Raw genomic sequence first — 25,823 nt, forward strand, 5'->3', positions numbered from 1 at the left:
AATGACTTCTGTTCAGTCCTCGACCCGGTTGCCTTGCGGCAACCGGGTTCTTGATTTGGCCCTGACGCATGTCATGGGCATTCTCAATGTCACTCCCGATTCCTTTTCCGATGGTGGCCGATACAGCCAGCTCGATGCGGCCTTGCGCCACGCCGAAGCCATGGTGGCGGCCGGCGCGACGCTGATCGATGTTGGTGGCGAATCGACCCGGCCGGGCGCCAGGGCGGTTTCACCGCTGGAGGAGCTGGAGCGCGTAGCGCCCATCGTCGAGCGAATTCATCGCGAGCTGGATGTGATCATCTCGGTTGATACCTCTACCCCGTCCGTCATGCGCGAAACCGCACGGCTTGGGGCCGGGTTGATCAATGACGTGCGCTCGCTGCGCCGCGATGGCGCGCTGGATGCGGCCGCGGCTACCGGCTTGCCGGTCTGTCTGATGCATATGCTCGGTGAGCCGGGCGACATGCAGGATGACCCGCAGTATCAGGACGTGACCCGCGAAGTGGGCGAGTTTCTTGGCGCGCGCATGGCGCAATGCGCATCGGCAGGCATTCCCGCCGAGCGGATCATTCTTGATCCGGGCTTCGGCTTCGCCAAAACCCTGCAACACAATCTAAGCTTGTTCAAGCATATGGAAGCCTTGCATGCCTTGGGGCGGCCCCTGCTGGTCGGGGTTTCGCGAAAGAGCATGATAGGTCAGGCCTTGAATCGCCCGGTCGGAGAGCGCCTGCATGGCGGTCTCGCGCTCGCGGCGCTGGCCTCATTCAAGGGAGCGCGTATATTGCGCGTCCATGATGTGGCCGAAACAGTCGATGTCGTGCGGATGATCGCCGCAGTGGAATCAGCCGAATAAGAATCATGGAGAGCTTATGACTAAAAAATACTTTGGCACCGACGGCATTCGTGGCCGGGTCGGCGAATACCCGATTACCCCTGACTTCATGCTCAAGCTCGGTTGGGCTGCGGGCATGGCGTTCCGTAAAAAGGGCGCCTGCAAGGTGCTGGTGGGCAAGGACACCCGGATCTCCGGCTACATGTTCGAATCGGCGCTCGAGGCCGGGCTGACGTCGGCGGGTGCCGACGTGATGCTCCTGGGCCCGATGCCGACGCCGGCCATCGCCTATCTGACGCGCACCTTCCATGCCGAAGCAGGCATCGTGATCAGCGCCTCGCACAATCCCCACGACGACAACGGCATCAAGTTTTTCTCCGGGAAGGGCACCAAGCTGCCGGATGAAGTCGAGCATATGATCGAAGAGTTGCTCGACACCCCGATGACCGTGGTCGAGTCGAGCAAGATCGGCAAGGTCTCGCGCATCAATGACGCGTCGGGCCGCTACATCGAATTCTGCAAGAGCAGCGTCCCGACCGGCACCAGCTTCGCCGGCCTGAAGATCGTGCTCGACTGCGCCCACGGTGCGACCTACAAGGTGGCGCCGAGTGTATTCCGGGAGCTGGGCGCCGAAGTCGTGGTGCTTTCCGCTCATCCCAATGGCCTGAACATCAATGAAAATTGCGGTTCGACCCATATGGAGCCGCTGCAGGCTGCCGTATTGGCCGAGCATGCCGATCTGGGTATCGCCTTTGACGGTGACGGCGACCGGGTTCAGATGGTCGATCACACCGGCACCGTCGTCGACGGTGATGAATTGCTGTTCATCATTGCTCGCGACCTGCATGAGCGCAACAAGCTGCAGGGCGGTGTGGTCGGTACCTTGATGAGTAACCTGGGGCTGGAACTGGCCCTGGCGGACCTGTCGATCCCATTCGTGCGGGCCAATGTCGGCGACCGTTACGTCATCTCCGAGTTGCAGGAGCGCGATTGGCTGGTGGGCGGTGAAAACTCGGGGCACATTGTCTGCTTCAGTCACACCACCACCGGTGACGCGATCATTGCCGCCTTGCAGGTGTTGATGGCGCTCAAGACTCGCTCAGAAGGGCTGGCGCAATCGCGTCAGGCGCTGCGCAAGTGCCCTCAGGTGCTGATCAATGTACGATTCGGCGGTGGTGCAAGCCCCCTGGATCATCCGGCGGTCAAAGAGGCGAGCGAGCGCGTTACCCAGGCCATGGCCGGCCGGGGGCGTGTGCTGTTGCGCAAGTCCGGGACGGAGCCGTTGGTGCGGGTAATGGTCGAAGGCGAGGACGAAACACAGGTTCGTGCCTACGCCGAAGAGCTGGCAAACCTGGTTACTGAAGTTTCTGCCTGAATTCGGCTTGCCAGCCATGATTGTGTTGGGTAACATCTGCGCCCACTTTGACCGACGAGGTACAGCATGCGTCGCCCTATGGTAGCTGGTAACTGGAAGATGCACGGTACCCGCACCAGCGTCGCTGAGCTGATTGACGGCCTCCGCCGTCTGGACTTGCCGAGCGATGTTGACGTTGCGGTATTCCCGCCTTGCCTGCATATCAATCAAGTGATTGATGGCTTGAAAGGCCAGCCGGTTTCGATCGGCGCGCAGAACTCTGCGGTGGAATCCATGCAAGGCGCATTGACCGGTGAAGTTGCACCGAGTCAGTTGGTGGATGCAGGTTGTTCCCTGGTGCTTGTCGGGCACTCCGAACGCCGCCAGATAATGGGCGAGCAGGACGGGATGCTGATCCGCAAGTTCGCAGCGGCACAGGCATGTGGCTTGATTCCGGTGTTGTGCATAGGGGAAACCCTTGAAGAGCGCGAAGCCGGGAAAACTCTTGAGGTTGTCGGGCGTCAGCTTGGCTGTATCATTGAGGAGCTGGGTGTTGGTGTCTTTGCCAAGGCAGTAATCGCTTACGAGCCGGTCTGGGCCATTGGCACCGGGCTGACTGCTTCGCCGCAACAGGCGCAGGATGTGCACGCAGCCATTCGCGCCCAGTTGGCGGCAGAGAATTCTGAAGTCGCGCAAGGTGTGCGGCTTCTATACGGCGGCAGCGTGAAGGCGGCCAATGCGGTCGAACTGTTCGGCATGCCGGATATCGATGGGGGGCTCATTGGTGGAGCGTCCCTGAATGCAGATGAGTTCGGTGCGATTTGTCGCGCCGCGGGAAACTGAAAAAATGCTGGAAACAGTCGTAGTCGTTTTTCATCTGCTGGGTGCATTGGGCGTAGTTGCTCTGGTTTTGCTGCAGCAGGGTAAAGGTGCGGATGCTGGCGCGTCTTTCGGAGCAGGTGCTTCAAATACTGTGTTCGGAAGCCAAGGTTCCTCTACCTTTCTTAGTAAGTTTACTGCTATACTTGCCGCCGGTTTCTTCATAACCAGCTTAGGGTTAGGTTACTTTGCTAAAGAGAAAGCTCAACAGCTGACTCAGGTAGGTTTGCCAAACCCGGCAGTGTTGGAAGTTCCAAAGCAACAACCGGCTTCTGATGATGTCCCGGTGCTTCAAGAGCAAAAGTCGGCTACCCCAGCGACTGACGTGCCTCCAGCTCAAGAGCAAAAGTAAGAAGGGTTTCAAACGTAGTATTGCCGAGGTGGTGGAATTGGTAGACACGCAACCTTGAGGTGGTTGTGCCCATAGGGTGTAGGGGTTCGAGTCCCCTTCTCGGTACCAATTATCAGGAGAGCCCGCTGTTGCGGGCTTTCTTGTAGGTGGAAGGTTACATTGACCCTGTGAGGGATCAGTCGTATACTTCCGCCCCAGCTTTGTCGCGGGGTGGAGCAGTCTGGTAGCTCGTCGGGCTCATAACCCGAAGGTCGTCGGTTCAAATCCGGCCCCCGCAACCAGTTTCAGGAGCCCCTTTTAAGGGGCTTTTTGTTAGCTGGACACTTTCTACGCCGCTGTTCGACGGCGTTTCAAGGATGGGCGTTTCGCCCATTTTTTTATTTTGCATAGCATGCACATACATGCACGAGGGGGTTCAGGTGTCGAGCAAGCTAGAAGAGTTGCAGGCCTTGTTGGCCCCGGTGGTCGTGGCCCTGGGCTATGAATGCTGGGGTATTGAGTTTTCGGCTCAAGGTCGCCACTCAATGTTGCGCGTTTATATTGATAAAGAAGGCGGTGTGCTGGTGGACGATTGCGCCATCGTCAGCCGTCAGATCAGCGGTGTCCTGGATGTTGAAGATCCGATCGCCGTTGAATACACCCTTGAAGTTTCCTCGCCTGGCATGGAACGCCCACTGTTCACTATTGAGCAGTTTGCAAAATTTGCCGGTGAACAAGTGAAGATCAAGCTGCGCTCGCCTTTTGAAGGGCGACGCAACTTTCAGGGCCTTCTGCGCGGTGTAGAAGAGCAGGACGTCGTGGTGCAGGTTGAAGACCATGAGTTCCTGTTGCCGATCGATATGATCGACAAGGCCAACATTATTCCCAGTTTTGACTGAGACGCGGATCCCGCGGATCCAATGGCTTGCGAAAGGCGAGGCGTACGATGAGCAAAGAAGTACTGCTGGTTGTTGAGTCGGTATCCAATGAAAAGGGCGTACCGGCAAACGTAATTTTTGAAGCGCTGGAGCTGGCTCTGGCCACTGCTACCAAAAAACGTTTTGAGGACGAAGTCGATCTGCGTGTGGAAATCAATCGCCACACCGGTGCTTACGAGACCTTCCGTCGCTGGACGGTCGTCGAAGAAGCAGACCTGGACGATCCGGCCATCGAAACCTGGCCGAGCAAGGTTGCAGAAACGCATCCTGGCGCCAAGGTTGGCGACGTAGTCGAAGAAAAGATCGAATCCATCGAATTCGGCCGCATTGCTGCACAGACTGCCAAGCAAGTCATCGTGCAGAAAGTTCGCGAAGCCGAACGTGCTCAAGTCGTTGATGCCTATCGCGAGCGCCTGGGGGAAATCATCTCCGGCACCGTGAAGAAAGTGACCCGCGACAACGTGATCGTCGACCTGGGTAACAACGCAGAAGCGTTGCTGGCCCGCGAAGACATCATTTCTCGCGAAACCTTCCGGGTTGGCGTGCGCCTGCGTGCGCTGCTCAAGGAAATCCGCACCGAGAACCGCGGCCCGCAGCTGATCCTGTCGCGTACCGCGCCGGAAATGCTGATCGAGTTGTTCCGCATCGAAGTGCCGGAAATCGCTGAAGGCCTGATCGAAGTAATGGCTGCCTCCCGTGATCCGGGTTCGCGCGCCAAGATCGCGGTCCGCTCCAAGGACAAACGCATCGACCCGCAAGGCGCTTGCATCGGCATGCGCGGTTCGCGCGTCCAGGCAGTGTCGGGTGAGTTGGGCGGTGAGCGTGTGGACATCGTCCTGTGGGACGATAACCCGGCTCAGTTCGTGATCAATGCAATGTCGCCGGCTGAAGTGGCGGCAATTATCGTTGACGAGGATGCCCATGCCATGGACATCGCCGTTGGCGCAGACAATCTGGCTCAGGCCATTGGTCGCGGTGGTCAGAACGTGCGTCTGGCCAGCCAATTGACTGGCTGGACCCTGAACGTGATGACCGAATCGGACATCCAGGCTAAGCAGCAAGCAGAAACCGGCGACATCCTGCGCAACTTCATCGACGAGCTGGAAGTCGACGAAGACCTGGCACAGGTGCTGGTAGACGAAGGTTTCACCAGCCTGGAAGAGATTGCCTACGTACCGTTGGAAGAAATGCTCAACATCGACGGCTTTGACGAAGAAACCGTCAACGAGCTTCGCGCTCGCGCCAAGGATCGTTTGTTGACCAAAGCCATCGCTACTGAGGAAAAGCTGGCAGACGCCCATCCGGCCGAAGACCTGCTCTCGCTTGAGGGTATGGACAAGGATTTGGCGATGGAACTGGCGGTGCGCGGCGTAATTACCCGCGAAGACCTGGCCGAGCAGTCTATTGACGATCTGCTCGACATCGACGGCATTGACGATGATCGTGCCGGCAAGTTGATCATGGCCGCCCGAGCCCACTGGTTCGAGTAATTAGGCGCGGCCTGAGGAGAGAAGTGCATGACGCAAGTCACGGTGAAACAACTGGCCGATGAGGTCAAAACACCGGTAGAGCGCCTGTTGCAGCAGATGCGTGAGGCAGGTCTGCCGCACACCGCCGCCGATGAAGGTGTGAGCGATAGTGAGAAGCAGTCTCTGCTGACTCACTTGAAGAGCAGCCACAAGGCGAAAGTGGAAGAACCGCGCAAGATTACATTGCAGCGCAAAACCACCAGCACCCTGCGTGTTGCTGGCAGCAAAAGCATCAGCGTTGAAGTACGCAAGAAGAAAGTCTTCGTACAGCGCAGCCCGGAAGAAATCGAAGCCGAGCGCAAACGCGAACTGGAAGAACGTCGCGCAGTAGACAATGCTGCACGTCAGAAGGCTGAAGAAGAAGCCAAGCGTCGCGCCGAAGAAGAAGCGCGTCGCCAGCCTGCTGCTGCGCAAGCCGCTACTAACGACGCCGTTGCAGCGCCTGCTGCAGTTGCCGAGCCAGTACGCGAAAGCGCACCGGTTGTAGCCGCTGCTCCAGCACCGTCTGCTGACGTTCGCAACAAGCAGAACGAACAGCGCCGTCCGGATAAACCACGTGCCGACGATAACAATCGTCGCAGCGGTGGTGGCGACGGCGAGCGTAAAAACGCTCCGCATCGTGCCTCGGTCAAAGAGAAAGCGCCTGCTCCACGCGTTGCCCCACGTACTACCGACGAAGAAAGCGATGGCTTCCGTCGTGGTGGTCGCGGCAAGGCCAAGCTGAAAAAACGCAACGCCCACGGTTTCCAGAGCCCAACCGGCCCTGTCGTGCGTGATGTGCAGATCGGCGAGACCATCACTGTTGGCGATCTCGCCCAGCAGATGTCGGTCAAGGCTGCTGAAATCATCAAGTTCATGTTCAAACTGGGTACTCCAGCGACCATCAACCAGGTGCTTGATCAGGAAACTGCTCAGCTTGTGGCTGAGGAGTTGGGCCACAAAGTGACCCTGGTCAGCGACACCGCCCTGGAAGATTCCCTGGCCGAGTCCCTGAAGTTTGAAGGTGAGACGTTCTCCCGTGCGCCAGTTGTGACCGTAATGGGCCACGTTGACCACGGTAAGACGTCGCTGCTCGACTATATCCGTCGTGCCAAGGTAGCTGCTGGCGAAGCCGGCGGTATCACCCAGCACATCGGTGCGTACCACGTTGAAACCGAACGCGGCATGGTCACCTTCCTCGACACCCCGGGTCACGCCGCGTTTACCGCAATGCGTGCCCGTGGTGCCAAGGCGACCGACATCGTGATCCTGGTAGTTGCAGCGGACGACGGCGTAATGCCGCAGACCATTGAAGCTGTCCAGCACGCCAAGGCTGCCGGTGTTCCTCTGGTAGTAGCCGTGAACAAAATCGACAAGCCGGGCGCCGATCTCGATCGCATCCGTAGCGAACTGTCGGTTCACGGCGTGACCTCGGAAGAGTGGGGCGGCGACACCCCGTTCGTATCGGTTTCGGCGAAAGTCGGTACTGGCGTGGACGAGTTGCTCGAAGCTGTTCTGCTGCAAGCCGAAGTTCTGGAATTGAAGGCCACGCCTTCCGCTCCTGGCCGTGGCGTTGTAGTTGAATCGCGTCTCGACAAGGGCCGTGGCCCGGTTGCTACCGTTCTGGTTCAAGACGGTACCCTGCGCCAAGGCGACATGGTCCTGGTCGGTTCGAACTACGGCCGTGTACGTGCCATGCTCGACGAGAACGGCAAGCCAATCAAAGAAGCCGGTCCTTCCATCCCTGTCGAGATCCTCGGCCTGGACGGTACTCCGGACGCTGGCGACGAGATGAGCGTGCTGTCGGACGAGAAGAAAGCCCGTGAAGTGGCTCTGTTCCGTCAAGGCAAGTTCCGCGAAGTCAAACTGGCCCGTGCTCACGCCGGCAAGCTTGAAAACATCTTCGAGAACATGGGCCAGGCAGAGAAGAAGACGCTTAACATCGTCCTCAAATCTGACGTCCGTGGTTCGCTGGAAGCGTTGAACGGTGCCTTGAACGGCCTGGGTAACGACGAAGTGCAAGTGCGTGTTGTCGGTGGCGGTGTCGGTGGTATCACCGAATCCGACGCCAACCTTGCACTCGCTTCCAACGCTGTACTGTTCGGCTTCAACGTGCGTGCCGATGCTGGCGCTCGCAAGATCGTCGAGCAGGAAGGCCTGGATATGCGTTACTACAACGTGATCTACGACATCATCGAAGACGTCAAGAAAGCCCTCACCGGTATGTTGGGCAGCGATGTTCGCGAGAACATCCTGGGTATCGCTGAAGTGCGTGACGTGTTCCGTTCGCCGAAGTTTGGCGCGATCGCCGGTTGCATGGTTATCGAAGGTGTTGTTCACCGTAACCGTCCAATCCGTGTACTGCGTGAAGACATCGTTATCTTCGAAGGCGAGCTGGAATCCCTGCGCCGCTTCAAGGATGACGCTTCCGAAGTACGTGCCGGCATGGAATGCGGTATTGGCGTCAAGAGCTACAACGACGTCAAGCCTGGCGACAAGATCGAAGTTTACGAGAAGGTTCAGGTTGCTCGCAGCCTCTGACTCGCGCACTTCAAGGGCCACGATGAGCCGCCGCATGCAGATGCGCGGCACAGCGTCAGGACTCTAAACGCAACGCCCGGTCTGGCTTTTGTCAGGCCGGGCGTTTGCCGCTTTCAGACCCCACGGGTTTCACCGTGAGGCAGTAACAGGTAACAAGACATGGCAAAAGAATACAGCCGTACCCAACGTATCGGCGATCAGATGCAGCGTGAGCTGGCACAGCTGATCCGTCGTGAAGTCAAAGACCCGCGCGTCGGCCTGGTCACCATTACCGCTGTTGAAGTCAGCCGTGACGTCGGTCACGCCAAGATCTTCATCACCGTGATGGGCCAGGACAACGCCGAAGACATCGCGCAAAGCATCAAGGTGCTCAACTCCGCCGCCGGTTTCCTGCGTATGCAGTTGGCCCGTGAAATGAAGTTGCGCAGCGTTCCGCAGTTGCACTTCCACTACGACGAAAGCGTCGTGCGCGGCGCGCACCTGTCGGCCCTGATCGAACGTGCGGTGGCTGAAGACAGTCAGCGCCCGGTAGCGGCTGAACCCGAAGACGCCAAGGAGTAATCGGTGGCTCAGGTCAAACGTATCCGTCGTAACGTCAGTGGCATCATCCTGCTCGACAAGCCGCTGGGGTTTACCTCCAACGCCGCGTTGCAGAAGGTGCGCTGGCTGCTGAATGCCGAGAAGGCCGGGCACACCGGCAGTCTCGATCCGCTGGCCACCGGCGTGTTGCCGTTGTGCTTCGGTGAGGCCACCAAGTTCTCGCAATACCTGCTCGATTCCGACAAGGGTTACGAAACCCTGGCGCAACTGGGCAAAACCACCACCACGGCCGATGCCGAAGGTGAAGTTTTGCTGGAGCGCCCGGTGACCGTTGGTCGCGCCGATGTCGAAGCGGTACTGCCGAAATTCCGCGGGCAAATCAGTCAGATACCGCCTATGTACTCGGCCCTCAAGCGTGATGGCCAGCCGCTGTACAAGCTGGCCCGTGCAGGCGAAGTAGTGGAGCGCGAACCGCGTTCTGTTACTATTGCGCGCTTGGAATTGCTGGCTTTTGAAGGTGATACTGCGCGGCTTGCGGTGGATTGCACCAAAGGCACCTATATCCGCACCCTGGTGGAGGATATCGGTGAGCAACTCGGTTGTGGCGCTTACGTTGCTGAACTGCGACGTACCCAGGCCGGGCCTTTCACGCTGGCCCAGACGGTCACCCTGGAAGAGTTGGAAGCGGTACATGCCGAAGGCGGCAACGAAGCGGTCGATCGCTTCCTGATGCCATCGGACAGCGGCCTGCTGGATTGGCCGTTGTTGCAGTTCTCGGAGCACAGCTCGTTCTACTGGCTTAACGGCCAGCCGGTACGAGCCCCGGATGCACCGAAGTTCGGCATGGTACGGGTACAGGATCACAATGGTCGCTTCATCGGTATCGGTGAAGTGAGCGAAGACGGGCGCATCGCGCCACGTCGACTGATTCGGTCAGAATGACCGAACGAGGGTGGCTGTTAACAGGCACGGTCACTTCCTCATTTTTAGATACAGGGATTTGTCCCTGGCCTGTTGAAGCTGTTTCTTTGAAACAGTTTCCTGATAAAAGGATTGCCTCATGGCTCTCGACGTTCAAGAAAAAGCTCAAATCGTAGCTGACTATCAGCAAGCTGTTGGTGACACTGGTTCGCCGGAAGTGCAAGTTGCACTGCTGACCGCCAACATCAACAAACTGCAAGGTCACTTCAAGATCAACGGTAAAGATCACCACTCCCGTCGTGGTCTGATCCGTATGGTAAACCAGCGTCGTAAGCTGCTGGACTACCTGAAAGGCAAAGACGTGAGCCGTTACAGCTCGCTGATCGGTCGCCTGGGTCTGCGTCGCTAATCAGCGATTGCGCTATGAGGTTGGTTGTTTGCTGTGCGTCAGCGGGTTTCCCGCAGGCGCAGGGCAGGCTCCCAGCCTCAAGTTTTATCTGGACCACCGCTTTACCTGGACAATGACAGTCGGGCCGATTCCCGGCGTTGCCCAAGAATTTCGCAAGAAGACAAGTTCCCCAAGAGCCACAAAAGAAGGTAGGACACCGTGAACCCGGTAATCAAAAAATTCCAGTTCGGTCAGTCGACCGTTACCCTCGAGACTGGCCGTATCGCCCGTCAGGCCTCCGGCGCAGTATTGGTCACCGTTGACGACGACGTCAGCGTATTGGTGACTGTTGTCGGTGCCAAGCAAGCCGATCCAGGCAAGGGCTTCTTCCCTCTGTCCGTTCACTACCAGGAAAAGACTTACGCTGCCGGTAAGATCCCTGGCGGTTTCTTCAAGCGCGAAGGCCGTCCTTCCGAGAAAGAAACCCTGACTTCCCGACTGATCGACCGTCCGATCCGTCCGCTGTTCCCAGAAGGCTTCATGAACGAAGTGCAGGTTGTCTGCACCGTCGTTTCCACCAGCAAGAAGACCGATCCGGACATCGCTGCGATGATCGGTACCTCGGCTGCGCTGGCCATCTCCGGTATTCCTTTCGATGGCCCGATCGGCGCTGCCCGCGTTGCGTTCCACGAAAGCACCGGCTACCTGCTGAACCCGACTTACGAACAACAGAAAGCGTCGAGCCTGGACATGGTCGTTGCCGGTACTGCCGATGCCGTGCTGATGGTTGAATCGGAAGCCAAAGAGCTGACCGAAGACCAGATGCTGGGCGCGGTACTGTTTGCTCAAGACGAATTCCAGGTCGTGATCAACGCTGTCAAGGAACTGGCCGCCGAAGCCGCCAAGCCAACCTGGGCCTGGACTCCTGCGCCTGAAGCCAGCGCACTGCTGGGCGCTATCCGTGCCGAGTTCGGCGACGCGATTTCCCAGGCTTACACCATCACCGTCAAAGCTGACCGTTATGCACGTCTGGGCGAGCTGAAAGACCAGGTGGTTGCCAACCTGTCCGGCGAAGAAGGCCAGCCGACTTCCGCTGAAGTCAAAGCGGCTTTCGGTGAAATCGAATACCGCACCGTTCGCGAAAACATCGTAAACGGCAAGCCCCGTATCGACGGTCGTGACACCCGCACCGTTCGTCCGCTGAACATCGAAGTCGGTGTTCTGCCAAAGACCCACGGTTCGGCGCTGTTCACCCGTGGCGAAACCCAGGCCCTGGTTGTTGCAACACTGGGCACCGCCCGTGACGCACAACTGCTGGACACCCTGGAAGGCGAGAAAAAAGACCCGTTCATGCTGCACTACAACTTCCCTCCGTTCTCGGTAGGTGAGTGTGGTCGCATGGGTGGCGCCGGTCGTCGCGAAATCGGTCACGGCCGTCTGGCCCGTCGTTCGATTCAGGCCATGCTGCCTGCTGCCGACGTGTTCCCGTACACCATTCGTGTAGTGTCGGAAATCACCGAGTCCAACGGTTCGAGCTCCATGGCTTCGGTCTGCGGCGCTTCCCTGGCGCTGATGGATGCCGGCGTTCCAATGAAGGCACCGGTTGCCGGTATTGCCATGGGTCTGGTTAAAGAAGGCGAGAAATTCGCCGTCCTGACCGACATTCTGGGTGACGAAGACCACCTGGGCGACATGGACTTCAAAGTAGCCGGTACCGCCAAAGGCGTGACCGCGCTGCAGATGGACATCAAGATCAAAGGCATCACCGAAGAAATCATGGAGATCGCTCTGGGCCAAGCCCTGGAAGCGCGCCTGAACATCCTCGGTCAGATGAACCAGATCATTGGCCAGTCGCGTACCGAACTGTCGGAAAACGCTCCGACCATGATCGCGATGAAAATCGACACCGACAAAATCCGTGATGTCATCGGTAAAGGCGGCGCGACCATTCGTGCGATCTGTGAAGAGACCAAGGCTTCGATCGACATCGAAGACGACGGTTCGATCAAGATCTTCGGCGAAACCAAGGAAGCGGCTGAAGCAGCACGTCAGCGCGTTCTGGGCATCACCGCTGAAGCTGAAATCGGCAAGATCTACGTCGGTAAGGTTGAGCGCATCGTCGACTTCGGCGCATTCGTCAACATCCTGCCCGGCAAGGACGGTCTGGTTCACATCTCGATGCTGAGCGACGCTCGCGTAGAGAAAGTGACCGACATCCTGAAAGAAGGCCAGGAAGTGGAAGTACTGGTACTGGACGTGGACAACCGCGGCCGTATCAAGCTGTCCATCAAAGACGTAGCAGCAGCCAAGGCTTCGGGCGTTTAATTACTCCCCACGCCTGACCGCTTCAACGTTATAAAAAATGCCCCGCAGTGAAAGCTGCGGGGCATTTTTTTGCCTGCAAAAAAATGAGACGAGTCATGAAGTTGCCTGACCCCAAAGTCAGTGCTAGGTTTAGCCCACTGCCCGTGTAGCTCAGTCGGTAGAGCAGCGCACTCGTAACGCGAAGGTCGCAGGTTCGATTCCTGTCTCGGGCACGAGCGACACGTTGTTTTCAGATGATCCCGAATGGTTCTGAAGGCCAGATAAACCGGGCTTCAAACGGTTTTTTTGCGTCAGAGAGATCCTTGATGATCCAGATCCATCTTCCATTCCCCAGATCAAAGAGAACGCCATGACCGTTAAAGAATTGACCCAAGAAGCCAGACACGCAGAAGCGCTGAAGAAGTACTTGCTGGAATCGCCCCAGCTAGCCGAAGAGATCAAGGACTTGCCCGCCGACGATCAGAAAGACCAGATCCAGTGGGCGTTCGAGGATGAGGCGGAATCCCAGGGCTTGCAGCCATGGGAGCTGACGCTCAAGTACACCTCGAGCCCGGAAGAGTTCGAGGCTGCGCGCCTTGTACTGCACAAGGAGGCGGCCGAGGTGTTGGGCGTCGAGTGGGAAGAGTACTGCGAGATGAATAATCTGGTGGTCTGACCTGTGGGAGCGGGCTTGGTCCGGGCGGCGTTCCGACGAAGAGGGCGTGTCAGTCAACGTAATTGTCGACTGACTCACCGCTTTCGTCGGAACGCCGCCCGGACCAAGCCCGCTCCCACATTTGGCACGGGCGTTTTTTCGATCAGAGGCTCAGACGCATCGACAGATCGACAGCCTTCACATCCTTGGTCATCGCACCGATCGAAATGTAATCCACTCCGGTCTGCGCAATCGGCAGCAGCGTACTTTCGTTGATACCGCCGCTGGCCTCCAGTTTCGCCTTGCCGCCGTTCAGGCGAACCGCTTCACGCATGTCATCCAGGCTCAACTCATCGAGCATGATGATATCGGCACCGGCCGCCAGAGCCTCTTTGAGCTCATCCAGGCTTTCCACTTCAATCTCCACCGGTTTGCCCGGGGCAATCTTGTGCGCGGCGTTGATGGCCTCCGGGATGCCCCCACAGGCGGCAATATGGTTCTCCTTGATCAGGAACGCGTCATACAGGCCGATGCGGTGATTGTGGCAGCCGCCACAGGTCACGGCGTACTTCTGGGCCAGGCGTAGCCCCGGCAGGGTCTTGCGGGTGTCGAGCAGTTTCACCTGAGTCTCGGCCACGAAATCCGCCAGGTCCTGCGCCCGGGTGGCTACACCCGACAGCAATTGCAGGAAGTTCAGCGCGCTGCGTTCGCCGGTCAGCAGCGAGCGCGCCGGACCTTCGAGGTGGAACAGCGCCTGATTGGGTTTCACCCGTTCGCCATCGCGCACTTGCCAATGCACTGCAACCCGCGGGTCCAGTTGGCGGAAAACCGCATCGACCCATGCGGTGCCGGCGATGACGGCGGCGTCGCGAGTGATGATGGTGGCTTTGGCCAGGCGTTCGGCCGGGATCAGCTGTGCGGTGATGTCGCCGCTGCCGATGTCTTCGAGCAACGCACGGCGCACGTTGGCTTCGATTTCGGCGGTCAGATCGGCGAGACGTAGATTCGGCATAACGGACTCCACAAACAAAGTGGGCCGATTATAGGGCCATGGTGCGGAGCAACCCAAGGCATCAGCATTTTTCCTGTCGCCCAGAACCCGGCTTCCAGTCAATTCGCCGACGCGATAAGCGCCAGACATGGAGCGGTGCCGCACGTCTAATTCAGTGGTAGCCACAGAGTCTGCTGGCACAAAGGTTATCTTTTACAAGATAATTCGCCTTGTATTTGACGTCATGGCTTTGACGCGCTGTCTTTTCTGGCTGCGCACAGACTATTCGTACCGAACCCAGACTCGCCATTTCAGGAGGTGTGGATGCACAACGACGGGAATGTAGTGCCTTTGCACAAGGCGACTACCGACCAGGCGAGTCCTTCGCCGCTCGCCCGCCTGCCTGTGATTATGCTTCAGGTTCGCGACAAGGCGGCTCAACACCTGCGGCATGGATTGCAGGCGTTGTTCGATAACGCCGACGACACGCTGTTCGAAATGGCCGACCGGGCCCGCGATGACGTCGAACAGAATATTTTCTTCGAAGTCATGCGCGACTTGCGCCTCAAGCACAAAAACATCGAGCGCGGCTTTTTCGAACACTTGTTCCAGGCTTTTGCCAACCTCACCCAGTACGGCGGCACTGAGACTGCCATGCCCCAGGCGTTGGCCTTCGATGCCTCGGCGATGCCGCCGGACGACGACATGGAACGCAATGTGGCGGTTGCGGCGATAGTCGGCAACGTACTGAACCGTGACGGTTTCGCCCTCGACCAATTGACCGTCCGGCTCAACGCACTGCTGGGCACGGAACTGGACAGTCAGCACAACCCTTTGGGACCGGCGATGCTCTGCGAATATTTCCTGCAGTCCGGGCGCGACCTTGGGGTCGAAATCAAGGTCAAGCTGATCATCCTCAAGCTGTTCGACCGCTATGTACTCAGTCTTGCCGACCAACTCTACGCCGAAGCCAACCAACTGCTGATCGTCACCGGGGTGCTGCCTGATCTCAAGCCCGCGCCTGTACGGCGCACTGCGGGCCGTGCTGCTACCAGTGTACGTGCCAAGCCCGGGGACGGCATTCGTCCCGGCCGCCCGCAGGCGGATGACAGCGATCATGTAGTGTTCGGCGCATTGCAGAAATTGTTGTTACAGGTTCGCGGCAGCGTCGCACCGACGCTGGAAGCCAGTGCCCAGGCGCAACCGATTTCCACCCGCGACCTGCTGCGCCTGCTCTCGCACTTGCAGCAATACGTGCCGGTGCCGGCCTCCCAGGACGACTTCGATCTGCGCAACCAGCTCAGACAACTGCTGACGCGGGTCAGCGTCAGGAGCGGCAAATCGCGCGTGGTCGGGGTGGCTGACGAGGACGTGATCAATCTGGTCGCCATGCTCTTCGAATCCATACTCGATGACCGCAACCTGCCGCAGGCTCTGAAGGCACTGATCGGCCGCCTGCAGATCCCGATGCTGAAAGTGGCGGTACTCGACAAAAGCTTCTTCAGCCGCGGCAGCCATCCGGCCCGGCGCTTGCTCAACGAAATCGCCGCCGCCGCCATGGGTTGGGGCGAGCGGGATGACCATGAGCGCGACAGCCTGTACCTGCGCATCGAGCAACTGGTGCAGCGGCTGTTGAACGATTTTGTCGATGACCCAGCGATTTTTTCCGAATTGCTGACGGATTTTCTTGCCTTCACCCATGGCGAGCGCAGCCGCACCCGGCTGGCCCTGGAATTGCGCCGTGGCGCAGCGCGCGTCCTCGATGACAACTTGCTGTTCGACCGGGCCCTGGAGTCGGTGATCGGCAACCTGCAACGTCTCAATCGCGGCAAGTGATCGCGCCCCCAGGGTCTATCGCGGCATACTGGGCGCCAACACACTTGTCGTTGAAGGAACCTGTATGCAGTTGGACCCCGCGAGCGGTTGGTGTCAGGGCGTGCGTTTATGTCCCTCGCCCAACTTCAATGCGCGCCCCCTGGGCGAAATTTCCCTGCTGGTGATCCACAACATCAGCCTGCCGCCTGCGCAGTTCGCCACCGGCAAGGTGCAGGAATTTTTCCAGAATCGTCTGGATGTCACGGAGCATCCCTACTTTGAAGGGATTGCCGAGCTGCGCGTGTCTGCGCATTTTCTGATCGAACGTGACGGCGCTGTCACTCAGTTTGTCTCTTGTCTTGAACGCGCCTGGCACGCCGGCGTCTCGTGTTTTGAGGGTCGGGAAACCTGTAACGATTTTTCCGTGGGCATTGAACTCGAAGGCACGGATGATCTGCCGTTCACCGACGCGCAATATGACGCGTTGACGGCCCTGACCCGGCAGCTGCAAAGCACCTTCACGGCCATCACCGCACAGCGTATCTGCGGGCATAGCGACATCGCTCCCGGTCGCAAAACCGATCCGGGGCCGGCGTTCGACTGGGCCCGCTATCGCGCCGCCCTGGAAAAAGAGGAACGACAATGAGTTTTCTGGTGTTGCTGTTGGCGGTCTGGGTCGAGAAGTTCTCGGCCCTGCGCCATCGGGTCCAACGTGATGGCGGTTGGGTGCGCGAGCTGCACAAGCTTGAGGCAAGTCCGCGTCTGGTCAACCGGCCATGGCTGATACTGATGGTGCTGGTGTTGTTGCCAGTGGCACTGCTGGGCTTGCTGTTGCTGGTGCTGGAGCCGGTGGCTTACGGCCTGCTGGCGTTGCCAGTGCATTTGCTGGTGGTGATTTACAGCCTGGGTCGCGGCGACCTGCTGGCCGGCCTTGGTCCGTTTCGCGATGCCTGGCGCCGGGAAGACCTGCAGGCCGCCGCCCACGTGGCGGAACGTGACCTGGGTATCTGCGCCGACAGCGCTGATCAGCTGCTGGAGCGGGTCCAGGGGCATCTGCTGTGGGAAGCCTACCAGAGCTTCTTTGCGGTGATTTTCTGGTATTTCCTGCTGGGGCCGGTCGCCGCCTTGAGCTATCGACTGCTGGCACTGGCCGAAGAGCACGGGCAAAACCCGGCCGTGGTCGAGCGCGCGGCACAACTGCGTCACGCGTTCGATTGGGTGCCGGTGCGGTTGCTGGCGGCGAGTTTTGCATTGGTCGGCAACTTCGTCGCGGTCAGCCGAGTGATGTTGCATGAGCTGCTGAACTGGAACATCAGCGCCGCCCAACTGATCGAGAAGGTCGGGCTGGTGGCCGGTGAAATCCCGGCACCGGTGGTCGGACCGGACGGCATCAACAGCCTGGACCGGATCTGGGAGCTGCTGCTGCGCGCCGCGGTGCTCTGGTACGCCGGGTTTGCGTTGTGGACCGTCCTGCCGTAAATCACGCATAGCATAAAAGCGAATTCAATGTGGCGAGGGAGCTTGCTCCCGCTGGGGCGCGAAGCGCCCCCAAACCGACACGATGGTTCGTCAGGAAAAGCTTGTCGCCTGCTTTACGTCTGCTTCGCAGACGAGCGGGAGCAAGCTCTCTCGCCACAGGTTGTTCATCTGCCTGAAGAGCGATATTTCTCCGTTAACCTTAAGTTACAAAACCTCCCGCCGATTTAAGTTATACAGAGCTGGCGCCGAATAGTGGCTATCTGCTCTCAGCCCGCGCCTGCCAATAAAAATAAGAAATCAAAGGGAGACTTCCAGTGAAGAGCTTGCTCTATCCCGCCGTCGCGCTGATGAACCGCCTGAGTTTCGGCATGAAGTTCAGTCTGATCAGCGTGCTGTTCCTGGTGCCGATGCTGGTGACCAACTTCTATCTGGTGCGCGATTCCTATCGCGAATTCCAGGGCACCCGGGTCGAACTGCAAAGCCTCGACCTGCTAGGAAGCAGCCTGACGCTGCGCCGCGATCTGGAAACCCTGAACAACCTGGTGCAGATCAACGTCACCCTGGGTCAGTCCGGCAAGGCCAGTAATGTCGAAGGCAAAATCAATGCGCTGGAGCAAAGCGTTCTCGCGCGTTTGCAAGGGTTGGCGGCAATGACCACCGATCCGGCGCAGATACTGGTTTTCGACGCCAAGCGCGATGAAATGATTGCCGCGTTCAAGGGCCAGCAAACGGAAACCTCCATGCAGAGTAAAAGTGCGCTGATCGGCAAGCTGCTGGGCAACGCACAAATTTTCAGCCAGATCATCGCCAGTCAGGCCGGGCTTAGCCGTGACAATCAAAGCGACATGCGCCAGCTGAGCGAGCTCATCACCAGCGTCACGCCAGCGGTCACCCAGACCCTGGGTGACGGAAGGGCGATGGGTTCTTATTCCTTGGGGCAGGGCTTTCTCAATTCATCCTCGAGCACCCGTTTCGACGAGCTGCTGGCACAGATCGAAAAGCTGCAGGCCGAGTACGGTCTGAAGTTGCAGGATGCATTGGGTTCAAGCAAGGCGGCACAGGACAGCCTGGCCGCGCAGGCCGAGAGCAGTAAAACGTCGCTGAAAAAAGCCAGTGAGCTGTTCGAAGAGCAGGTGGTGATGGCCGACACCCTCGATGCGCCGTGGCAGGCCTTTTACGATCATGTCACGGGCCTGATGGACCAGACCTATCAACTCAACGAAGCCACCCTGACGTTTCTTGGCACCCAGTTGCAGCAGCGGCTGGACCAGAACCGCACGCACATGGTGTTGCAGGCCGTGGCGTTGTCGGTGGTGTTTGTACTGATTTTTTACCTCTACGGCGGCTTCTACGCGTCGACGCGCACCACGCTCAAGCGCCTTGGCGCGATGATGGACAAGGTGGCGGCCGGCGACATGACCGTGACCTTCAATGCCAACAGCCGCGATGAATTGGGCGAGTTGGGCGAGGTGTTCAACGGCACCGTGAAGAAAATCCATGACCTGATCGAGCGGGTGGGGCAGACCGTCGCCGAGGTCGAGCGCCAGGCCGGGCAAGTCGAAAACGTCTCCGCCCGCAGTAACCAGGCGGTGGCAGGGCAGCGCTCGCAGATCGAGCAGGTCGCCACGGCCATGAACCAGATGTCGGCCACCTCCCTTGAAGTGGCGCGCAGTGCCGCCGCGGCAGTCAGCAGCGCCCACAGCGTCAACGACGAGACCATTAGCGGTCGCGTGCTCGTGGAATCCCAGCAGGGCAGCATTGCTGCACTGGCCGGTGAGATCGATCAGTCAGTGCAGGTGATCAATCAACTGGCCAGCGACAGTCAGTCCATCAGCCGTGTATTGGAAGTGATCAAGAGCATCGCCGAACAAACCAACCTGCTGGCGTTGAACGCGGCGATCGAAGCCGCTCGCGCCGGCGAACAGGGCCGTGGATTTGCGGTGGTGGCGGATGAGGTGCGGACCCTGGCCAAGCGCACCCAGCAATCGACTGAAGAAATCGAACAGATGATCACCAGGCTGCACAGCGGAGTCGGCGCTGCGGTGAAGGCCATGGGCACCAGCCATCAGATGGCCAGCGGCACCGTCGGGCAGTCGAAAAAAGTCCAGCAGGCGCTGGAAAATATTCTCGGTGCCGTCGGCATGATCGTCGACCAGAATCAGCAGATTGCTGCCGCGGTGGAGCAGCAAACCGCAGTGGCGCACGACATCGACCAGAACATCGTCGAGATCAACCGCGCCGGCGAGCGTACTGCCGAGGGGGCGCACCAGACCGAGCATGCCAGTCGTGCGTTGTCGGCCCAGGTGGTGGAGTTGAAGCAGCTGATCAGCGCGTTCCGGGTTTGATACTACACCGCAGATTCAATGTGGGAGCGAGCTTGCTCGCGATGACGGCGCTACATTCACCAGAGATGTTGGCTGTCAGCCCGAATCGCGAGCAAGCTCGCTCCCACAGGGATTGTGTGCACAACCTGATTTACCAATTGAAGACTTCACAGGCATTGGCGGTGCTCGCCGCCGCCAACCGCTCGGGGCTGATCGCCATGATCCCGGCCAGTGCCTCGCAGATCGCCGGAAGGTGCGCCGGGCTGTTGCGTTGGCCGGGGAACATGGCGGGCGCCATGTCCGGTGAGTCGGTTTCCAGTACCACCGAGTCGAGCGGCAGTTCGGCGAGGACACGGTGCATACGCAGCGCCTGCGGCCAGGTCGCAGCGCCGCCGAGACCAAGTTTGTACCCGAGCTTGATGTATTCGCGGGCTTCTTCCTTGCTGCCAGCGAAAGCGTGGATGATCCCGGCGCGTTTCAACTTGAACCGTTTGAGCGTGGCAATCACCGCCGCATGACTGCGCCGCACGTGAATCAGAGCCGGCAGATTGAAGTCCGCCGCCAGTTGCAACTGTGCGTCGAACAACGGTAGTTGACGCTCACGGTCGAGGCTCTCGATGAAGTAATCCAGGCCGATCTCGCCCACCGCACACAACTGCCGATGACCGGTTAACCGAGCCAGCCAGTCGCCGAGCTCTTTCAGGTCTTCAGGCCGATGGTCATCCAGGTAAACCGGGTGCAAACCGAACGCCGCATGCAGGTCGGGATCGCTTTGCACCAGATCCCAGACCCGTTGCCAATTGCCCTGATAAACCCCCAGCACCACGATCCGCCGCACACCGAGGGCGCGGCTTTCGGCCAGCAGCGCCTGACGATCCTCGTCGAAGTCCGGAAAATCCAGATGGGTGTGGGTGTCGATCAGTTCCACGATTCAGTCCTGGCGAATTCGCTGCTTGAAGGTCCGCGCAATGGCCTGCACGCCGGGTTGGTAATCGGACTGCTCGATGGCGGCCAGCGCCAGCGCGAGGGCTTTATCGGCAATCAGTTGATGCTGCTGGGCCATGGCGTTGACCGGCAACGGCAGGAAGTCCAGCAACTGCGTGTCACCAAAGGTGCCCAGGCGCAGCGGACGAGATTTCAGCGGGAAGTCGTGCAAGGCATCGAACACACCCTGCAGCAGCACATAGGAGGTGGTCACCAGCGCGTCCGGCAAATGCCCCAGACGCTGGAGCAATTCGTCCATCAATTGTTTGCCGCACTCACGGCTGAACGATTCGCCGTGTTCGATCAGGGTTTCGCCTTCAAACCCGGCCAACGCCTCTTTGAAGCCTGCGGCCCGTTCCTGACTGATGCTCAGTTCCGGACGGGCACCAATCAGTGCGATCTGCTTGGGCAACGGCTCAAGCAAACTGCGCGTCAGTTGCAGGCTGGCTTCGCGGTCGTCACTGATCACCGAGCAGAAATGCTCAGGCTCCATCACCCGGTCGATCGCGATGATCGGCATGCCCTTGGCTTGCAACTGACGGTAACTGTCATCACCGGCCGGCAGGCAACTGGCGACGATCAGCGCGTCGCAGCGCCGTGCCCGGAACAGTTGCAGCAACTGCCGTTCGCTGTCCGGCGCATCGTCGGAACTGGCGATCAGCAACTGATAGCCGCGGGCCCGGGCGCCTTGTTCCAGCAATTTGGCGATCCGTGCGTAACTGGGGTTCTCCAGATCCGGGAGAATGAAACCCAGGGTCCGCGTGTGCCGACTGCGCAGTCCCGCGGCTTGTGGATTGGGTGTGAAGCCATGTTGTTCGACGACCGCGCGCACGCGCTCGACGGTGGCACTGCTGATGCGTTGCTGTTCGGCCTTGCCATTGATGACATAGCTGGCGGTAGTAACGGACACACCGGCCAACTGCGCAATATCACTGAGTTTCAACTCGCAATTCCTTGTTTTTTCGAGCTTGTCCCGACATTTTCGCCAATCCTACCTGATTCAGGCAGACGACCATTGTCTCAACGCATCCGACAAGTTGGACTTCAAGGATGAGACATTATCGAGTAACGTGCCAATCATTCTAGATTAAACGTTTCAGCAAGCGTATTTTCTACGTTGAAGGTGCCTTTGGCCGGTTCTGCCGCAAAACTGCCAAAGTCATGACCAAGCGCCTAAGCTGAAATCATCAAAACAATACCTGGCGCCCACAGACGCCAAAAAGGAGAAAGCATGCTCGAGCTCACCATAGAGCAGATATCCATGGGCCAGTCGGCAGTGGATAAGTCCGCAGCGTTGCATTTGCTGGCCCAGCACCTGGTAACCGATGGCCTGGTCGCCGAGGGCTATCTCGCCGGGTTGCAGGCGCGTGAAGCCCAGGGCTCGACCTTTCTCGGTCAAGGTATTGCAATCCCCCACGGCACCCCCGAAACCCGCGATCAGGTGTTTTCCACCGGCGTGCGGCTGATGCAGTTTCCAGAAGGCGTGGACTGGGGCGACGGTCAGGTCGTCTACCTGGCGATCGGTATTGCCGCCAAATCCGATGAACACCTGCGCCTGCTGCAACTGCTGACCCGTGCCCTCGGTGAGACCGATCTGGGCCAGGCCCTGCGCCGGGCCGGCTCCGCCGAAGCCTTGTTGAAGCTGTTGCAAGGCGCGCCGCAAGAGTTGGCGCTGGATGCACAGATGATCGGTCTCGGCGTGTCTGCCGATGATTTCGAAGAGCTGGTGTGGCGCGGCGCCCGTTTGCTGCGCCAGGCCGACTGCGTGAGCAACGGTTTCTCCGCCGTGCTGCAACAGGTCGAAGCGTTGCCGCTGGGCGATGGCCTGTGGTGGTTGCACAGCGAGCAAACGGTCAAGCGTCCGGGCCTGGCCTTCGTCACCCCGGACAAACCGATGCGCTACCTCGGCCAGCCGTTGAGCGGTCTGTTCTGCCTGGCCAGCCTCGGTGAAGCCCATCAGGCGTTGCTCGAACGCCTTTGTGCGTTGCTGATTGAAGGTCGTGGTCATGAACTGGGCCGCGCCACCAGCAGCCGCAAAGTCCTCGAGGTGCTCGGCGGTGAATTGCCCGCGGACTGGCCGAGCGCTCGCATCGCCTTGGCCAATGCCCACGGATTGCATGCACGCCCGGCGAAGATCCTCGCGCAACTGGCAAAAAGTTTCGAAGGTGAAATCCGCGTGCGGATTGTCGATGGCCAGGACAGCGCGGTGTCGGTGAAGAGCTTGAGCAAGCTGCTCAGCCTCGGCGCCCGTCGCGGTCAGGTGCTGGAATTCGTCGCCGAACCGGGCATTGCCGCCGATGCCTTGCCGGCCTTGCTCGCCGCCATCGAAGAAGGCCTTGGCGAAGAAGTCGAGCCGCTGCCAGCCGTGAGCCAGCAGCGCGAAGTGCTCACCGAGATCGCCGAAGTGCTGCTCGCGCCAACGTCCGGCAGCCTGGTTCAGGCCATTGCAGCGGCACCGGGCATCGCCATCGGCCCGGCGCATATCCAGGTGCTGCAAGCCATCGATTACCCACTGCGCGGCGAATCCGCCGGCATCGAACGCGAACGTCTGAAGCAGGCGCTGACGGATGTGCGTCGCGATATCGAAGGCCTGATTGAACGCAGCAAGTCCAAGGCGATTCGCGAGATCTTCATCACCCACCAGGAAATGCTCGACGACCCGGAATTGACCGATGAAGTCGACACTCGCCTCAAGCAAGGCGAAAGCGCTGAAGCGGCGTGGATGGCGGTGATTGAAGCGGCTGCCAAGCAACAGGAATCCCTGCAGGACGCCTTGCTCGCCGAGCGTGCCGCCGACTTGCGCGATATAGGCCGTCGGGTGCTGGCGCAGCTCTGTGGCGTCGAAACTCCGGCCGAGCCCGAGCAACCGTACATTCTGGTGATGGATGAGGTCGGTCCATCCGACGTCGCCCGTCTCGACCCGACCCGCGTCGCCGGCATTCTCACCGCCCGGGGTGGCGCCACCGCTCACAGTGCAATCGTCGCCCGGGCCCTGGGTATTCCCGCGTTGGTCGGCGCCGGCCCGGCGGTGTTGCTGCTGGCGCCGGGTACGCCGTTGCTGATCGACGGGCAACGCGGTCGCCTGCACGTGGACGCCGATGCGGCGACCTTGCAGCGCGCCACCGAAGAACGCGACACCCGCGAGCAACGGCTGAAGGCGGCCGCCGAACAACGTCATCAACCGGCCTTGACCACCGATGGCCACGCGGTCGAGGTGTTCGCCAATATCGGCGAAAGCGCGGGCGTCATCAGCGCGGTGGAGCAGGGCGCCGAAGGCATTGGCCTGCTGCGCACCGAACTGATTTTCATGGCCCACTCGCAAGCGCCGGATGAAGCCACTCAGGAAGTCGAATACCGTCGCGTCCTCGATGGCCTCGCCGGTCGACCGCTGGTGGTGCGTACCCTTGATGTCGGTGGCGACAAACCGCTGCCGTATTGGCCGATCGCCAAAGAGGAAAACCCGTTCCTTGGCGTACGCGGCATTCGCCTGACCCTGCAACGCCCGCACATCATGGAAGCGCAATTGCGCGCCTTGCTCCGTGCCGCCGACAACCGCCCGTTGCGCATCATGTTCCCGATGGTCGGCAGCGTTGATGAGTGGCGTCAGGCGCGGGACATGACCGAACGACTGCGACTGGAAATCCCGGTCGCCGACCTGCAACTGGGGATCATGATCGAAGTGCCGTCGGCGGCCTTGCTGGCGCCGGTGCTGGCCAGGGAAGTCGACTTCTTCAGCGTCGGCACCAACGACCTGACCCAGTACACCCTGGCCATCGACCGTGGTCATCCAACCTTGTCGGCCCAGGCTGACGGCTTGCACCCGGCGGTGCTGCAACTGATCGATATCACCGTGCGAGCGGCCCATGCCCATGGCAAGTGGGTCGGCGTGTGCGGCGAGCTGGCGGCCGATCCGCTGGCGGTGCCGGTGCTGGTCGGACTGGGTGTGGATGAGCTCAGCGTATCGGGCCGCAGCATTGCCGAGGTCAAGGCGCGCATCCGCGAACTCAGCCTGACCCAGACTCAAACCCTTGCCCAACAGGCCCTGGCCGTGGGCAGCGCGAATGAAGTACGCGCATTAGTGGAGGCCCTGTAATGGCCAAGATCTTGACCCTGACCCTCAATCCGGCGCTGGACCTCACCGTCCAGTTACCGCGCCTGGAGCCCGGCCAGGTAAATCGCAGCGACGAGATGCACACCCACGCCGCGGGCAAGGGCGTGAACGTGGCGCAGGTGCTGGCGGACCTCGGGCATCAGCTCACGGTCAGCGGTTTCCTCGGCGAAGACAATCCTCAAGCGTTTGAAACCCTGTTCGCCAAACGTGGTTTCGTCGACGCTTTCATTCGCGTCCCCGGCGAGACCCGAAGCAATATCAAACTGGCGGAAAGTGACGGGCGCATCACCGACATCAATGGTCCAGGACCCTTGGTGAGCGAAGCGGCGCAGCAGGCGTTGCTTGATCAACTTGATCACATCGCGCCTGGTCATGATGCAGTCGTCGTTGCCGGCAGCCTGCCCCAGGGCATCAGCCCTCAATGGTTACAGGCCTTGATCGAACGTTTGAAAAATCTCGGCTTGAACGTGGCGCTGGACACCAGCGGCGAAGCCTTGCGCGCAGGGCTCAAAGCCGCTCCATGGCTGATCAAACCCAACACCGAAGAGTTGGCCGATGCTCTGGACTGCGAAGTGGTGTCCGTCGCGGCCCAGGCCGAAGCCGCAAGCCGCTTGCACGCTCAGGGCATTGAGCACGTGGTGATCTCCCACGGCGCCGATGGCGTGAACTGGTTCAGTGTCGGCTCGGCGATGCACGCCACGCCGCCCAGGGTCAGCGTCGTCAGCACCGTGGGTGCCGGCGATTCGTTGCTGGCCGGCATGCTCCACGGTTTGCTCAGCGCCGACACACCCGAACAGACCCTGCGCACCGCCACGGCAATTGCCGCGATGGCGGTCACCCAGATCGGTTTCGGCATCGGCGACGTCGCGCAATTGGCGCGGCTCGAACAGGGTGTGCGCATACGCCCCCTGACAGAACAATAAGAGGG

20 protein-coding genes, 3 tRNA genes and 2 pseudogenes are annotated in these 25,823 nt (G+C 59.8%); 22 read left to right on the plus strand and 3 right to left on the minus strand.

Annotated features, from left to right (window positions below; genetic code table 11):
- The first annotated feature begins 1 nt into the window (after position 1).
- The 15 genes from folP (at position 2) to ACA041_RS03600 (ending at position 13,212) form a co-directional block, all read left to right on the plus strand.
- Positions 2 to 853 (plus strand): dihydropteroate synthase, encoded by an 852-nt coding sequence (folP, locus tag ACA041_RS03530; protein ID WP_497439906.1) that lies wholly within the window; start codon positions 2 to 4, stop codon positions 851 to 853.
- A 16-nt stretch (positions 854 to 869) separates the two neighbouring features.
- Positions 870 to 2,207, plus strand: coding sequence for a phosphoglucosamine mutase (gene glmM / locus ACA041_RS03535; RefSeq protein WP_497439907.1), 1,338 nt, complete (start codon positions 870 to 872; stop codon positions 2,205 to 2,207).
- A 66-nt stretch (positions 2,208 to 2,273) separates the two neighbouring features.
- Positions 2,274 to 3,029, plus strand: a complete 756-nt coding sequence (gene tpiA, locus ACA041_RS03540) for a triose-phosphate isomerase (RefSeq protein WP_497439908.1) — start codon at positions 2,274 to 2,276, stop codon at positions 3,027 to 3,029.
- Between the two features lie 4 nt (positions 3,030 to 3,033).
- Positions 3,034 to 3,417, plus strand: coding sequence for a preprotein translocase subunit SecG (secG, locus tag ACA041_RS03545; protein WP_010463489.1), 384 nt, complete (start codon positions 3,034 to 3,036; stop codon positions 3,415 to 3,417).
- A gap of 22 nt (positions 3,418 to 3,439) precedes the next feature.
- Positions 3,440 to 3,525 (plus strand) — tRNA-Leu (locus tag ACA041_RS03550).
- Positions 3,526 to 3,621: 96 nt separating this feature from the next.
- A tRNA-Met gene (locus tag ACA041_RS03555) sits at positions 3,622 to 3,698 on the plus strand.
- A gap of 138 nt (positions 3,699 to 3,836) precedes the next feature.
- Positions 3,837 to 4,295 (plus strand): ribosome maturation factor RimP, encoded by a 459-nt coding sequence (gene rimP / locus ACA041_RS03560; RefSeq protein ID WP_010463487.1) that lies wholly within the window; start codon positions 3,837 to 3,839, stop codon positions 4,293 to 4,295.
- Between the two features lie 47 nt (positions 4,296 to 4,342).
- Entirely contained in the window at positions 4,343 to 5,824 is a 1,482-nt protein-coding gene (nusA, locus tag ACA041_RS03565; RefSeq protein WP_007900474.1) for a transcription termination factor NusA, read from the plus strand.
- A 27-nt stretch (positions 5,825 to 5,851) separates the two neighbouring features.
- Positions 5,852 to 8,383 carry a translation initiation factor IF-2 gene (infB, locus tag ACA041_RS03570; RefSeq protein ID WP_497439909.1) on the plus strand — a complete coding sequence of 844 codons (2,532 nt, stop codon included), beginning with the start codon at positions 5,852 to 5,854 and terminating at the stop codon, positions 8,381 to 8,383.
- A 159-nt stretch (positions 8,384 to 8,542) separates the two neighbouring features.
- Positions 8,543 to 8,944 (plus strand): 30S ribosome-binding factor RbfA, encoded by a 402-nt coding sequence (rbfA, locus tag ACA041_RS03575; protein WP_045060039.1) that lies wholly within the window; start codon positions 8,543 to 8,545, stop codon positions 8,942 to 8,944.
- A 3-nt stretch (positions 8,945 to 8,947) separates the two neighbouring features.
- Positions 8,948 to 9,865 carry a tRNA pseudouridine(55) synthase TruB gene (gene truB / locus ACA041_RS03580; protein ID WP_497439910.1) on the plus strand — a complete coding sequence of 306 codons (918 nt, stop codon included), beginning with the start codon at positions 8,948 to 8,950 and terminating at the stop codon, positions 9,863 to 9,865.
- Between the two features lie 118 nt (positions 9,866 to 9,983).
- On the plus strand, positions 9,984 to 10,253 hold the full coding sequence (rpsO, locus tag ACA041_RS03585) for a 30S ribosomal protein S15 (RefSeq protein WP_064679783.1): 270 nt from the start codon (positions 9,984 to 9,986) through the stop codon (positions 10,251 to 10,253).
- Between the two features lie 198 nt (positions 10,254 to 10,451).
- Positions 10,452 to 12,557 (plus strand): polyribonucleotide nucleotidyltransferase, encoded by a 2,106-nt coding sequence (gene pnp, locus ACA041_RS03590; protein WP_497439911.1) that lies wholly within the window; start codon positions 10,452 to 10,454, stop codon positions 12,555 to 12,557.
- A gap of 139 nt (positions 12,558 to 12,696) precedes the next feature.
- Positions 12,697 to 12,769 (plus strand) — tRNA-Thr (locus ACA041_RS03595).
- 137 nt (positions 12,770 to 12,906) lie between these two features.
- Positions 12,907 to 13,212, plus strand: a complete 306-nt coding sequence (locus ACA041_RS03600) for a DUF6388 family protein (RefSeq protein ID WP_150745458.1) — start codon at positions 12,907 to 12,909, stop codon at positions 13,210 to 13,212.
- 142 nt (positions 13,213 to 13,354) lie between these two features.
- Here the strand turns inward: ACA041_RS03600 and nadC are convergent, their stop codons facing one another.
- Positions 13,355 to 14,203: a carboxylating nicotinate-nucleotide diphosphorylase gene (nadC, locus tag ACA041_RS03605; protein ID WP_497439912.1), complete on the minus strand. Its 849-nt coding sequence runs from the start codon at positions 14,201 to 14,203 to the stop codon at positions 13,355 to 13,357.
- Positions 14,204 to 14,506: 303 nt separating this feature from the next.
- Here nadC and ACA041_RS03610 point away from each other — a divergent pair.
- The 5 genes and pseudogenes from ACA041_RS03610 to ACA041_RS03630 all read left to right on the plus strand — a co-directional run.
- Positions 14,507 to 15,931 (plus strand): annotated as a pseudogene (locus ACA041_RS03610) (DUF1631 family protein); the annotation flags it as partial.
- 151 nt (positions 15,932 to 16,082) lie between these two features.
- Complete coding sequence (gene ampD, locus ACA041_RS03615) at positions 16,083 to 16,643, plus strand: 1,6-anhydro-N-acetylmuramyl-L-alanine amidase AmpD (protein WP_497439913.1); 561 nt, start codon at positions 16,083 to 16,085, stop codon at positions 16,641 to 16,643.
- A complete protein-coding gene (gene ampE / locus ACA041_RS03620) occupies positions 16,640 to 17,476 on the plus strand; it encodes a regulatory signaling modulator protein AmpE (protein WP_497439914.1) in 837 nt (278 codons plus the stop codon). Before ampD ends, ampE begins: the two co-directional genes overlap by 4 nt.
- Before the next feature lie 1,283 nt (positions 17,477 to 18,759).
- A pseudogene (locus ACA041_RS03625) lies at positions 18,760 to 18,963 on the plus strand (HAMP domain-containing protein); the annotation flags it as partial.
- Positions 18,964 to 19,116: 153 nt separating this feature from the next.
- Positions 19,117 to 19,821, plus strand: coding sequence for a methyl-accepting chemotaxis protein (locus ACA041_RS03630; RefSeq protein WP_497442001.1), 705 nt, complete (start codon positions 19,117 to 19,119; stop codon positions 19,819 to 19,821).
- Between the two features lie 130 nt (positions 19,822 to 19,951).
- Here ACA041_RS03630 and ACA041_RS03635 read toward each other — a convergent pair whose 3' ends face one another.
- Positions 19,952 to 20,728, minus strand: a complete 777-nt coding sequence (locus tag ACA041_RS03635; RefSeq protein WP_497439915.1) for a TatD family hydrolase — start codon at positions 20,726 to 20,728, stop codon at positions 19,952 to 19,954.
- Between the two features lie 3 nt (positions 20,729 to 20,731).
- Positions 20,732 to 21,727, minus strand: a complete 996-nt coding sequence (gene cra, locus ACA041_RS03640; RefSeq protein WP_497439916.1) for a catabolite repressor/activator — start codon at positions 21,725 to 21,727, stop codon at positions 20,732 to 20,734.
- 288 nt (positions 21,728 to 22,015) lie between these two features.
- On the opposite strand from cra, the gene ptsP reads away from it, so the two are divergent.
- Complete coding sequence (ptsP, locus tag ACA041_RS03645) at positions 22,016 to 24,877, plus strand: phosphoenolpyruvate--protein phosphotransferase (protein ID WP_497439917.1); 2,862 nt, start codon at positions 22,016 to 22,018, stop codon at positions 24,875 to 24,877.
- On the plus strand, positions 24,877 to 25,818 hold the full coding sequence (gene pfkB / locus ACA041_RS03650) for a 1-phosphofructokinase (protein ID WP_497439918.1): 942 nt from the start codon (positions 24,877 to 24,879) through the stop codon (positions 25,816 to 25,818). The genes ptsP and pfkB overlap by 1 nt, the downstream gene beginning before the upstream one ends.
- Positions 25,819 to 25,823: the final 5 nt, after the last annotated feature.

The organism is Pseudomonas sp. LBUM1676 (assembly GCF_059695605.1).